We start from the raw sequence: 13,412 nt of genomic DNA, 5'->3' as shown, positions 1-13,412 counted from the left end.
TCATGAAAAAATTGACTTTTATCACCTGTCTCGTATTACTACCCCTCGCCCTTCAGGCACAGGAAGACCGTTACGACCAGTTGACCAATCCGAAGTTGACCAGTATCAACAAGGAGGCTCCCCGGAGTACATTCACTTCTTATGCCACCGAAGAAGATGCTATCGTCAACGACCGGACGAACGGAGCCAGCCGCCTATCCCTCAACGGGAAATGGAAGTTCAACTATGTGGAAAACTTTGCCGACCGTCCCACAGACTTCATGAACGTGCGTACTGAGGTGAACCGTTGGCCGGACATCAATGTGCCGGGTAACTGGGAATTGCAAGGCTTCGGTACTCCAATCTACGTCAACCAGCCTTACGAGTTCTGTTCTAAGGGTTACGAACCTTATTGGGACAAGCCTAATCCGCCTTATGTACCCAAAGACTGGAATCCGACAGGCACGTACCGCCGTGATTTCGTTGTAGGTAATGACTGGGATGGAAAAGAAATCTTCCTCAGTGCAGACGGTGTGCGCGGTGCTGCTTTCTATTACATGAATGGCAAGTTTGTAGGTATGAGCAAGGATGCTAAAACTCCTGCCCGCTTCAACGTTACCGCCATGGTAAAAAAAGGCAAGAATATGATTGCCATTCAGGTACACCGTTTCTCGGATGCCAATTATCTGGAATGTCAGGACTTTTGGCGCATCAGCGGTATAGAGCGCGATATCTATCTCTATGCCACGCCCAAAATCCATATTGCAGACTTCAAGGTAGAGACTCCACTGGATCCTTATTACAAGGATGGTATCCTGCAACTGAAAGTGAAGCTTACGAACGAAAGTGATATAAAGTCTCCTTATGTAGTTTCCTATCGTTTACTCGATGATCAGGATCAGCAAGTGACCCAATCCTCTACCCGTGTGGAAGGTGATCAGAATGAAGTAGAATTCACAAAGAAAACCCTCCGTGGTGTAAAGCATTGGACAGCTGAAACGCCTAATCTTTATACACTCGTCATCAGCCTGAAGCGCACCAATGGCGAAGTAATAGAAGCTACCAGTTGCAAGGTAGGTTTCCGTACGATAGAGATTAAGGATAAGCAACTGCTTGTGAATGGCGTGCCTATCCTTATAAAAGGTGTGAATGTACACGAGCATAATGAATACACGGGACATTACGTTCCGGAAGATCTTATGATTAAGGATTTCGAACTCTGGAAAAAGTATAATGTGAACACCGTACGTACTTGCCACTACCCGCAACAGGAACGCTTCTACGAACTTTGCGACCAATATGGCATGTACGTAATTGATGAAGCAAATATTGAAAGCCACGGTATGGGTTATAACCTCAATGTAGGTGGTACTTTGGGTAACAATCCGTTATTCATGAATGCTCACCTCGACCGTACCATGAATATGTACGAACGCGATAAGAATCATCCGTCTGTAATCATCTGGTCATTGGGTAACGAAGCCGGAAACGGACTGAACTTCTACGTTACTTATAATACGCTGAAGATGCTCGATAGCCGTCCTATTCAGTACGAACGTGCCGGATTAGAATGGAATACGGATATTTACTGTCCGATGTACTCTTCTCCGCAATCTATTGAAAAGTATGCCCAGAATAAGGAAATGACTCGTCCGCTTATCCTGTGTGAATATGCTCATGCTATGGGTAACAGTCTTGGCAACTTCCAGGATTATTGGGATGTGATTGAGAAATATCCGATATTGCAAGGTGGTTGCATCTGGGACTGGGTAGATCAAGGCTTTGCCGCCAAGACCAGCGACGGACGCAAATACTGGAATTATGGTGGTGACTATGGCGATACCGGAACTCCTTCCGATGGCAACTTCTGTATCAATGGTGTAGTTTATCCCGACCGCAGTATAAAGCCCCAGACTATTGAAATGGGTAAGGTTTATCAGAACATTAAATTCATTAAGTTCGATCCGCAAACCTGCACGGTGCAGATACGCAATGACTTCTCATTTACTGATCTGAATAAATATGATTTCCACTATGTCGTTCGCGATCATGGAAAAGAGATTTATAAAGGTCAGATGGACAATATCAATGCTGCTCCGGGTAAGACAGCTACCAGTGCATTCCTGCAAGGTATTCCTAAAGAAAAGAATACTACGGGAGATGTACGCATCGAGTTCTATGCAACCATACGTAATGCAGAACCTTTCTTACCGGTTGGTACGGTAATCGCACGTGAACAAACTTATGTTCATCCGTTCTTTAAGAAAGAAGTGGTACGCATGGATCCCGCGAAAGTAGATGAAGTCTTTTCACAGGTTGTTTTCAGCGGTGATGATTTCAAGGCTACATTTGATAAACAAAGCGGCTTGCTGACCTCTTATATCTATAAGAAACAAGAGTATATCCATAACGGCCAGGGCCCGCAGCCTTTCTTCTGGCGTGCACCTACCGATAATGATTACGGAGCAAAACTTCCCACTCGTCTGAAAGCATGGCGCGAGGCCAGTTACCAGACACCTAAGGCAGAATCATTCAATGTTTCTAAAGATGGTGACAAGTCCATTGTAAAGGTTACCTATCGTTTTCCGCAGGTAGATGCGCAGTGGGAAATTACCTATAAGGTATTTGCCAATGGTATTATCAAAGTGGATAATCGCTTTGTAGCCGAAGGTACGGAAACTCCGATGATACCCCGTGTAGGTTTGCGCATGCAATTATCGGAAATATTAAACGACCTTACTTACTACGGCCGTGGTCCGGAAGAGAACTATCGTGATCGTCGCACTTCCCAGTTTATCGGAGAATATACTACTCCGATAAAGGACTTGTACGAACCGTACATCCGTCCGCAAGAAAATGAGCATCGTACGGATATTTACTGGTGTGCACTCACCACTAAACAAAAAGCCGGTTTACTCTTCATTGCCGACCGTACGTTTGAACTGAATGCTTCCAACTATCTGCTTGGAAGTCTGGATAGCGGCGAAACCATCGACAATGGTGCTCCACGTACCAACGAAACGAATCATCGTCACCTCACCGACCCACAACCTGTAAAACAGGTAGATATGTTTATCGACTATCGTATGATGGGTGTAGGTGGTGATAACAGTTGGGGAGCTATAGCACACGAACCGTATCTGATTCGTCCAGGTGTAGAAAATGCCATTGAATACGGCTTCTCCATCGTACCATTTGACAAAAAGGCGGATTACAAAAATTTAATCTATCAATATTAAATTTAATCTGTCCAAATTAAGGATTTATGAAAAGGATGTCGTACTTTTGCGACATCCTTTTTTATTTATATTAATAAACGAAAGAACAATGAAAACAATGATTACCCTCCTGTTCAGTGCGCTTTGTGTAGCTACTGTCAGTGCTCAGACAGATGAAAAAGACAACGCCATGCTGAACAATGGAATAAATTTTCTGGATATTCCTTACGTAGCACATACGTTGGAAGTTACCGATGGCGAAGAAGAACTTATCATCAATTGTGATGAAGTAGACTGCACCACCTTTGTAGAATATACTCTTGCTATGGCCCTCTCTCCTACCGAAGACGGACAGGTAGCTGAAGGCGATTTTGCTACCAATTTGCAAAAAATCCGCTACCGTGATGGAAAAATCAACGGTTATCCTTCACGCCTGCACTACATTGCAGACTGGGTAAACAATGGTATCCGTAACGGTTTCCTGGAAGACGTAACAACAGCTTACAGCCCATATACCCAGAAAGTTTCTCTTTCTTACATGTCTTCTCATCCGGAACTGTACAAGCAGCTGAGTAATTCTCCGGAGAATGTAGCAAAAATGAAAGAGATCGAGAAGTCATTGAGTGGTCAGGAATTTCATTATGTTCCCAAAGATAAGCTACCGTTTAATGGTCTGCCTTGGATAAAGAATGGTGATATCATTGCTATTACAACGAATACTCCGGGATTGGATGTGGCTCATATGGGTATTGCTTTCTATGTAAACGGCAAACTGAGTCTGCTGCATGCTTCTTCTAAAGAAAAGAAAGTGGTGGTTTCCAAAGTGGCTTTAGGACAAATGCTACAGAATAATGATAACTGGACAGGAATCAGAGTACTAAGGATGAAGAAATAAATCAGAGATGATTATACACAAAGGGAGTTCCGAATTTTTCGAACTCCCTTTTTTTTGTTACATCTTCACGCCAACCGTTCCCAGCACTAACCTCACTCCTCTTGCCGCAATAAAACAACACGGAATGCCCACCACACAAACCAATGCCAATCGCATCAATGGAGAGACCGGCAAAAGTTCCATAACAAATATACAACCTACCACAACAACCGGATGAATAAAATAAGCCGCGTAACTATCAGTGGACAATTTCTGGACCAAAGGCATCGGTTTGTTCCAATGAGCCTTCCCGTATGCTAACAGAAAATAGCAAATACCCACACACATAACAGGTTCCCAAAGGGCATAAAATAAAGCCTGCAAATTCCATCCACCCGAGAATAAATCCATCTGTTCTGAAAAACTACTCATTACAATCAATAAAGAAGGAATGCCACAAAGAATTGCTATAAGAAACCAGGGAAGTGCATTCTTCACACAGATTTTATCCAACCAGTGATTACGATGCGCCACAATTCCCAACAAATACATACCTATATATAAAGGAAAGAACCCCAGCTGCAATCCTAAAACTTCACTTCCTACAGGAACATAAAGCCGAATGAGGAATGCTGCGGCACCCGTCATTAGCATAAATAGAAGAATACCCATTATTGCAGGATATTTCCACTTCAGTACCAACCGCTTTGTACAAAAATGGCGATAAACAGCGTAACTCAATTCAAAAATCAACAGTGTAAATACAAACCACATCGGTCCAAAACCCGGTCTACCCCATACACCGTATATCCAATATATTAATAGAGGATTGACTAGAAAACTATAAATCAAAAGAGGAATACCCAAACGGTTGAGACGATCGCATATAAAAGATTTCATTCCTTTACGATCAAAAGAAAAGGGCATCAGATAGGCAGAGATAAAAAAGAAAAGACTCATAAAATAGGATTGGTCAATGCCCATAGATGCTGAGAGCAAGCCTTGAGTTAGGCCGGTAGTTGTTTCCTTCGATATGTAATACCATCCACCGGAAGCTCCGAAAGCAACCGCAGAATGATGATAGAACACCAGCATAGTAAGGAAAACCCGTAATAAGTCAAGATAATAAAAACGCGTCCGATTCATAGTATTTATATTTATGATTAATAAAAATAGCTTGGAGATAGTCTTGAAAATATCTCCAAGCCCCCAGAAAAACTAAAATAACAATCTGTTACCCTCGCATCAGCAATTCCGGGAATGTAAATCCTTGCATGGTATAGCAGATAAAGAAAATGGTAGCACTAACAATCCACAGAATAAGCAATGTCCACTTCAACCCGGAAACCATAGGTTGCCAATTGAACACCGGACGGAAGATTGCGAAAACAAGGCTAACCAGAGGAATACCCACTACGAGGATACCTGCAATATATAGTACGATGGCTGACAAAGGAGATGTAGGTAATACAAAATCAATAGCCGGGAACCAAGACATCAACGCTGCACCACCACCAATAGCAACTGCAATAGCGGCAAAGAGCAAAGCCACAAATACAATACCGAAAACAAACAGTACCGGACTGCAAATGATAGCCACAATAATCAGACAAATCTTCAGGAACCAACCGACAATCATTAACAACGTATCACCGGTCCTTTGCATAGAAGTACGAGGTTTATCAGACTTCATATAATCGTTTACATTATTTGTAACTCTCTCAAAACCATCAGTTACAGTCTTTCCAATGTTCTCTACCGTAACAGCTTCACCACGCATGTTCAACTTTTCAGCCGCCGTACGAGCTTCGGGAATCACTATCCAGCAAATGATATAGATAGGGATCAAGAACTTGAAACCAAAGATTGCGCAAAAAACAAGAACCAAACGGAACCAAGTGGAATCCCAACCTAAATAAACACTAAGTCCCCCTATCACGCCACCCAGCATTTTATCGTCCGGATTGCGATACAAACGGCGACGGGTTGAAGTATAAGAAGAATTATTATCACTATTCCAGGAACCGGAACCATAACCTTCACCGGAGGCGCCCTTCGTATTTCCGGAACCGGAAGCAGCATTCTCCTCAGTCCCTGTTTCCATCTCTTCAGGTTTCCCCATACGATTGATTACTTCTTCTACATCAGTTATAGTGATCACCTGAGAGCCAGCAGTCAGCTTCTCTAAAAAAAGTTCAGAGATGCGAAGTTCGATATCATTTACAATCTCGTCAGCACCGGCTTGTCTTCTAAAGTGCAGTTTCAGATTGCATAGATAGTTATCCAAAAGGCGATAGGCGTCTTCATCAATGTGGAAAACAGTTCCGCCCAAATTTACTGTTAATGTCTTTTTCATTGCTATTTGTTTTTAAAATTTATACTGATACGAGGTTTTTAATATCTTGAATCTAATAGTTGGCTATATGATTCACTGTTTCATTCAACTCACGCCAGGAGATTTCCAACTCTCCAAGAAAAACTTCCCCTTTCGGAGTGAGCTTGTAATATTTACGTGGTGGTCCTTGTGTGGACTCTATCCATTCGTAACTTAATAAATCGTCATTCTTCAGACGAGTGAGCAGCGGGTAAAGCGTTCCTTCCACTACGATCAGCTTGGCTTCCTTTAGTTTCTGGATGATATCCGAAGCGTAGGCCGGTTCTTTGTGAAGCAGTAGCATGATGCAATACTCTAACATGCCCTTACGCATTTGCGACTTTACATTATTTACGTCCATCTCTTATTGGTTTACGATTCGACAATTTTCTATTTTACAGCAAAGATAGCAACTGATTGAAATAGAGCCTTTATTTGTATGACACAAATATATGTATTATCTTAGTACTATGCAATACAAAGTACCTTGTATTTTATTTAATTAACACTATTATCTATTCACACCTTATTAATAAAGCACCAAGGGGGAGAATAACATATAAGAGAAAAATGTATCTTTGCGACCAAACTGTAAATACAACGAACTATGTTAACTATCAGAAAAGCAACTACAGCCGATTGTGAGCTGATTCATAAACTTGCATGGCAGATATTTCCGGAAACCTATAAGGAAATCCTTTCACCGGAGCAAAACGATTACATGATGGAATGGATGTACTCCATAGAGAACATCCGCAAGCAAATGGAAGAAGAAGGACATGTCTATTTCATTGGATACAAGGACAAAGAAGTGTGTGGTTATGTATCTGTGCAACAACAAGGTGAAGATCTATTTCACTTACAGAAAATATATGTACTCCCCTCCTTTCAAGGATTACATTGCGGTAGCTTCTTATTCCATGAAGCCGTCAAATATATCAAGGAAGTGCATCCTAGTCCATGCCTGATGGAGTTGAATGTGAACCGTAACAATAAAGCGCTGAATTTCTATGAACGTATGGGAATGAAGAAATTGAGGGAAGGGGATTTTCCGATAGGAAACGGATATTATATGAATGACTTTATAATGGGGCTGGAGATCAATTAAAAATTGAAAATAAAAAATTAAAGGCTGCGCAGTTCAAAAGAGAACCTTGCGCAGCCTTTAACTTTTTATATTATTCTATCACTATTTTGCCACACGTTCCAGCCATTTCACCATAGAGAGCATAACAATCATGGATGCACCCGTAGCACCTACGAACACCAGCCAGCAAGCCCACATTGGAACAGTAGTATACAGAATACCACCAATAAACAGCAATGAATTACCGACAGCTGTTGCAGCCAACCAACAACCCTGCATTAAGCCTTGCAAATGCGGTGGAGCTACCTTAGATACGAATGATAATCCCAGTGGGGAAATAAACAATTCGGCAACCGTCAAGATAAAATACAAACCTACCATAACCCAAGGAGTGACACGAATGGCACTTACTTCAGCAGCAGACATTGTACCTAATACTTCTTTAGTCGGCAAAGTGAATGAGAATACTGTCAGGAACACATAAGCTAATGCAGCGATCCCCATACCAATAGCAATCTTCATAGGAGTAGAAGGTTCTTTGCCTTTTTTCTTCAATGAGCCGAATAACCACATAATAAATGGCGTCAGGAAGACCACAAAGAACGGATTAACACTTTGGAATATCTCAGCACCTTTTATTTGTGTAAAGCCCAAATCAATATTAATAACACTCAAATCAACATAGTCTCTTGCAAAATAAGTCAGCGAATAACCATTCTGATGGAAAGACAGCCAGAAGAAGATTACAACTCCAAACACTGCAAACAAAGCATAAATGCGCTGTTTGATTTCAGTTGCACTCATTGTTATTTCCTCTTTGCTAACAGCTTGATTATTACCCTTAGTTGCTACAGCTTTCTGTGCTGGGTCTGGGAAACGATTCTTATTGATAATATAGATTACCAAAGAAATCAACATCGCAACAATAGCAGCCATAAATGCATATTGGAAACCACGATTGAAAACATCCAGGTAACTGTTTGCAAAAGCATGAAGATCTGTTACAGCTTGTCCATCCAGAATCACACTATTAGAAAGAGTTGTCAAATTTTCCATAGCCTGAGCCGGCATCTCAGCTCCTGAATCAATGTGATTTATATATTGATGACAAAGTTCAGGTAACGTTGCATCATAATCAAAGTTATTCACTTTCAACCACCAGTTTCTTACGCCAATAGCAATGAAAGGAGCAAAAAAGCCACCGATATTAATGAACATATAGAAAATCTGGAAACCAGCATCACGCAAATTAGAATATACAGGATTATCGTACATCTGTCCTACCAATGCCTGAAGGTTTCCTTTGAATAAACCATTACCAAAAGCAATAACTAAAAGTCCGAAGCAGGTTAAGGTTAAATAAAGTGCCATACTGGGAACAGGCGTAGGAGTGGGTATGGCTATTATCAAATAACCGACAGCCATTAAGACCAAGCCTGCCAAAATAGTACCTTTAAAGTTTTTAGTTTTATCCGCAATCAGACCGCCTGCCAATGCCAATATATAAATTGATGCATAAAAAGCAGAATAAATATATCCGGTCACAGTTTCGGACAAACCGAATTTCGCTGAGATAAACAGAGTAAGGACTGCCATCATAATGTAAAATCCGAAACGTTCGCCCATATTGGCGAGTGCTGCGGCGACCAGACCTTTAGGATGTTTGTTGAACATAGATATAAGTTTTTAAATTAGTAATTAGATTGATTTTCGTTTATTAAATGCAAATATATACATTTTGCTGAAATAACCTGTAAAAAAGTGAAATTAGTCATGAAAAAGGATGCAAACTTCAGCATGAACCTCCTTAATTAAATCATTTGGATCAAGTTTAAGCTGCAGGCCACGCTGACCTGCACTTATGTAGATATAAGGATAATTGAGACAAGATTCATGAATGTATGTAGGAAAAGGTTTCTTCATGCCGATAGGAGTACATCCCCCACGAATATATCCCGTCAAAGGAAGTAATTCTTTCATCGGAATAAGATCACACTTCTTATTACCGGAAGCCTTAGCAGCCAGCTTCAGGTCCACTTCATGTTCGCCAGGAATGACACAAACAAAATGACCATTCTTGTCACCATGCAGTACAAGGGTCTTGAATACCTGCTCGATATTCTCCCCCAAGCTATCAGCCACATGAATAGCACTCAAATCATTTTCATCCACTTCATAGGGAATCAGTTCGTATGCAATTTTGGCCTTGTCCAAAAGCCTTGCCGCATTTGTTTTATTGATCTTCATAATTTATCCTTTTAATTCTTCTTTCAGGAATTTAGGAGTATATCCCTTCTTACTTTTCGCCACTTCTTCCGGTGTGCCGCAGCTGAGGAGTTGCCCCCCACCCTTACCACCGTCAGGACCCATATCGATGATATAATCAGCCATCTTGATAACATCCAGATTGTGCTCGATGACAATCACTGTGTTACCTTTGTCCACCAGTTTATTAAGTACATTCATCAGTACACGAATGTCCTCAAAGTGAAGTCCGGTAGTAGGCTCATCAAGGATATAAAGGGTTTTTCCCGTATCTCGCTTGGAAAGTTCCGTAGCCAATTTTACACGTTGGCTTTCACCACCGGAAAGTGTGGTGGAAGATTGCCCCAACTTTATATATCCCAGACCGACTTCCTGTATCACCTTAATCTTATTCAGAATCTGCGGCACATTTTCAAAGAACTCCACCGCACGGTTAATGGTCATATCCAGTACATCAGCAATAGATTTTCCCTTGAAGCGCACTTCCAATGTCTCACGATTATAGCGTTTACCATGACAGACTTCACAGGGTACATATACATCGGGCAGGAAGTTCATTTCAATAGTTTTGTAACCATTTCCCTGGCACGCTTCACAACGTCCGCCACTCACATTAAAGGAGAAGCGCCCCGGTTTATACCCGCGTATTTTGGCTTCCGGTAATCCTACAAACAAATTACGAATATCAGAAAAGACTCCCGTATAAGTGGCCGGATTAGAACGCGGTGTACGTCCCAGCGGAGACTGATCCACATTTACTACCTTATCGATGTTTTCCAATCCCTCAATGCTATCGTATTCCAGGGGATCCTGAAGCGAGCGATAGAACTTCTGCGAAAGAATAGGTTGTAATGTTTCGTTGATAAGCGTAGATTTTCCGCTACCGGATACACCGGTGACACAGATCAACTTACCAAGAGGAAATTCCACATCCACCCCTTTCAGGTTATTCCCCCGTGCACCACGCAACCAAAGGCTATGCCCATTACCTTCACGACGTTTTTGGGGTATTTCTATCTCACGTTCACCATTAAGATATTGCGATGTCAATGTATGCGTCTCCAACATTTCCTTCGGAGTTCCTGCAAAAACAACCTCACCACCCAAGCGCCCGGCTTTCGGACCCATATCAATCACATAATCGGCAGCCATCATCATATCCTTATCATGCTCCACAACAATGACAGAGTTACCGATATCCCTCAGCTCCTTCAGAGAATGAATAAGCCGCTGATTATCCCGCTGATGCAAGCCAATACTCGGCTCATCAAGAATATAAAGTACATTTACCAATTGCGAACCGATTTGAGTAGCCAAACGGATACGCTGGCTCTCACCACCGGAAAGGGTTACAGAACCACGGTCAAGAGCAAGGTAATCCAGTCCCACATCCAACAGAAATTTCAAACGGGTGCGGATTTCTTTCAATATTTCGACAGCAATTTGTTTCTGTTTATTATCCAGATACTGATCGACATTCATCAGCCAGTCGTAAAGCTCATTGATATCCATACAAGACAGTTCATAGATATTCTTATCATGGATACGGAAATGAAGGGCTTCTTTATTCAATCTTGCCCCTTTACATTCAGGGCATACAGTAGTTTTAGCAAACTGTTCCGCCCACTTTTGCGCAGTAGCGGAAGCATCCTTTTCCTGTAACATCTGAATATACTTCACTACTCCCTCAAACGTTACAAAGTAATCGGAGGAAGTGCCGATAAGAGAGCTTTTAATCTTAATACGCTCATCCGAACCGTAGAGAATTTCATCAATGGCTTCATCTGGCAACTCCTTAACAGGAGTCTTCAAGGTAGCTTCATATTTTTCCAATAAAGCGGCAATCTGCCAGAAAATCATGCTATTCTTGTACTTACCTAATGGAATGACAGCTCCTTCGTATATAGAAAGTTCCCGATCCGGAATCACTTTTTCCACATCAATCTGATTCACAACTCCCAATCCCTTACATTTAGGGCAAGCACCTTGCGGAGAGTTGAATGAAAAATTGTGGGGTGCCGGCTCACGGTAGGACAAGCCTGTAACGGGACACATCAACCGCTTGCTATAATGGCGCACATTTTCGGACTGTAAATCAAGTATCATTAACAAACCGTCACCTTGCTGCATAGCGGTAGCCACACTGTTTTTCAGACGGACATCATCTTTGTCCGTCACAATCAGTTTATCGATAACTACCTCGATATCATGGTTCTTATAACGGTCCAACTTCATGCCGGGTAATGCCTCCCTGATTTCACCGTCTACACGAACATAGAGATACCCTTTCTTACGCACCTGTTCGAACAGTTCTTTATAATGTCCCTTACGAGTACGGACTAATGGAGCCAGAATATAAATTTTCTTGCCTTTATAATCATTCAGGATCAAATCAAGAATTTGCTCTTCAGTGTATTTTACCATTCTTTCACCCGAAAGATAAGAATAAGCAATACCGGCACGTGCATAAAGCAAACGTAAATAATCATAAATTTCCGTTGTTGTGCCGACTGTAGAACGGGGATTCTTATTCGTCGTTTTTTGTTCAATAGAAATTACCGGACTCAATCCCGTAATCTTATCGACATCGGGACGCTCCAGATTTCCCAGGAAATTACGGGCATACGCAGAAAAGGTTTCGATATACCGACGTTGTCCTTCGGCAAAAATACGTATCGAATGCCAAGGATGACTTACCGCTTCCGCTCAGTCCCGTAATAACGGTAAGACTGTTACGGGGAATTTCTGCATCGATATTTTTTAGATTGTGCACGCGCGCACCATATACATTGATGTATTCTGTTTCTTCTGTCATTTATCTTAATATATTAATATCACTTTTAATCTTGTAATTAACTCCATCTGCTCCCTCCGCTTCTACCACTATAAAATAAACACCTTCAGGAACATTCTTTCCATGCGCAGTACCGTCCCATCCTGCATCAATATTCTGTAATCCCCAGCGGTAAAGTTCTTGTCCCCAACGATTGAAAATATACGCATTGAAGCGAACCAGCGACTTGTGCTTTACACGAAACACATCATTCACTCCGTCGCCATTAGGCGAAAAAGCATTCGGCACTTTAAGTTCCGATTCAGTAATGCGGATCATAAAAGTACCGGAAATATTCGTTTCTTCCGTCTCAATATCCGTTATAATCAGACGAACATAAAACATACCTGACTCCTGAAAACTATAAATAGTTTCAGCATCAAAACGTGTCAGAAAGATATCGTTGAAAGCAGCGTCGCGAGAAAAATTCCACTCATAACGCAGATTTACCGTTTCGTCCGATTCTCCTCCGGAATCTTCGTCTCTCCACACGAATCGGAATTCAAGAGGAGCAGCACCGGTATATGTATCATCTGGCGAAATGGTAACTTTCTCTTCAGGAATTGTTCCGTTTTCAGAAAGCAAGATTGCCACGGGAGACATATCCAACAGTTCTGTCTTTCCCCCGTCAGCCCACACCGGTAAATATCCAAGCAGCAACATTGCTGCACAACCGATATATGAAAACAATCCGCATCGCATAATACCTGCAAAAATAACGGTTTCCAAGCGAATATCAGCGGATACATGGGATTTTTCAGTTTTAAAATGCACAATATTAT

At 41.7% G+C, this 13,412-nt stretch carries 9 protein-coding genes and 1 pseudogene; 3 read left to right on the top strand and 7 right to left on the bottom strand.

The features are described from left to right. Window positions 1-2: 2 nt before the first annotated feature. Window positions 3-3,218 (top strand): glycoside hydrolase family 2 TIM barrel-domain containing protein, encoded by a 3,216-nt coding sequence (locus BACCELL_RS20185; RefSeq protein WP_007213896.1) that lies wholly within the window; start codon window positions 3-5, stop codon window positions 3,216-3,218. An 88-nt stretch (window positions 3,219-3,306) separates the two neighbouring features. Continuing rightward, complete coding sequence (locus BACCELL_RS20180) at window positions 3,307-4,092, top strand: N-acetylmuramoyl-L-alanine amidase-like domain-containing protein (RefSeq protein ID WP_007213895.1); 786 nt, start codon at window positions 3,307-3,309, stop codon at window positions 4,090-4,092. A 57-nt stretch (window positions 4,093-4,149) separates the two neighbouring features. Here the strand turns inward: BACCELL_RS20180 and BACCELL_RS20175 are convergent, their stop codons facing one another. The 3 genes from BACCELL_RS20175 to BACCELL_RS20165 all read right to left on the bottom strand — a co-directional run bounded on the left by BACCELL_RS20175 (window position 4,150) and on the right by BACCELL_RS20165 (window position 6,806). Then, a complete protein-coding gene (locus tag BACCELL_RS20175) occupies window positions 4,150-5,217 on the bottom strand; it encodes an acyltransferase family protein (protein ID WP_081450837.1) in 1,068 nt (355 codons plus the stop codon). An 88-nt stretch (window positions 5,218-5,305) separates the two neighbouring features. After that, entirely contained in the window at window positions 5,306-6,427 is a 1,122-nt protein-coding gene (locus BACCELL_RS20170; RefSeq protein ID WP_007213893.1) for a PspC domain-containing protein, read from the bottom strand. A 52-nt stretch (window positions 6,428-6,479) separates the two neighbouring features. Continuing rightward, a complete protein-coding gene (locus BACCELL_RS20165) occupies window positions 6,480-6,806 on the bottom strand; it encodes a PadR family transcriptional regulator (RefSeq protein ID WP_007213892.1) in 327 nt (108 codons plus the stop codon). 246 nt (window positions 6,807-7,052) lie between these two features. Here BACCELL_RS20165 and BACCELL_RS20160 point away from each other — a divergent pair, with 246 nt between their 5' ends. Continuing rightward, the gene (locus tag BACCELL_RS20160; protein ID WP_007213891.1) at window positions 7,053-7,553 is read left to right on the top strand and encodes a GNAT family N-acetyltransferase; all 501 of its coding nucleotides are present in this window, start codon (window positions 7,053-7,055) and stop codon (window positions 7,551-7,553) included. Window positions 7,554-7,634: 81 nt separating this feature from the next. On the opposite strand, the gene BACCELL_RS20155 is transcribed toward BACCELL_RS20160, so the two are convergent. From BACCELL_RS20155 to BACCELL_RS20140, 4 genes and pseudogenes are all read right to left on the bottom strand, one after another. Then, window positions 7,635-9,206 carry a peptide MFS transporter gene (locus BACCELL_RS20155; protein ID WP_007213890.1) on the bottom strand — a complete coding sequence of 524 codons (1,572 nt, stop codon included), beginning with the start codon at window positions 9,204-9,206 and terminating at the stop codon, window positions 7,635-7,637. A gap of 93 nt (window positions 9,207-9,299) precedes the next feature. Beyond that, on the bottom strand, window positions 9,300-9,779 hold the full coding sequence (ybaK, locus tag BACCELL_RS20150) for a Cys-tRNA(Pro) deacylase (RefSeq protein WP_007213889.1): 480 nt from the start codon (window positions 9,777-9,779) through the stop codon (window positions 9,300-9,302). A gap of 3 nt (window positions 9,780-9,782) precedes the next feature. Next, a pseudogene (uvrA, locus tag BACCELL_RS20145) lies at window positions 9,783-12,612 on the bottom strand (excinuclease ABC subunit UvrA). Continuing rightward, complete coding sequence (locus BACCELL_RS20140) at window positions 12,613-13,404, bottom strand: T9SS type B sorting domain-containing protein (RefSeq protein ID WP_236100821.1); 792 nt, start codon at window positions 13,402-13,404, stop codon at window positions 12,613-12,615. It abuts the pseudogene before it with no gap. Window positions 13,405-13,412 lie beyond the last annotated feature (8 nt).

Source organism: Bacteroides cellulosilyticus DSM 14838 (assembly GCF_000158035.1).
GTDB lineage: Bacteria > Bacteroidota > Bacteroidia > Bacteroidales > Bacteroidaceae > Bacteroides > Bacteroides cellulosilyticus.
The sequence above is the reverse complement of the archived record's forward strand: the minus strand, read 5'-3'. Positions and strand labels throughout refer to the sequence as shown.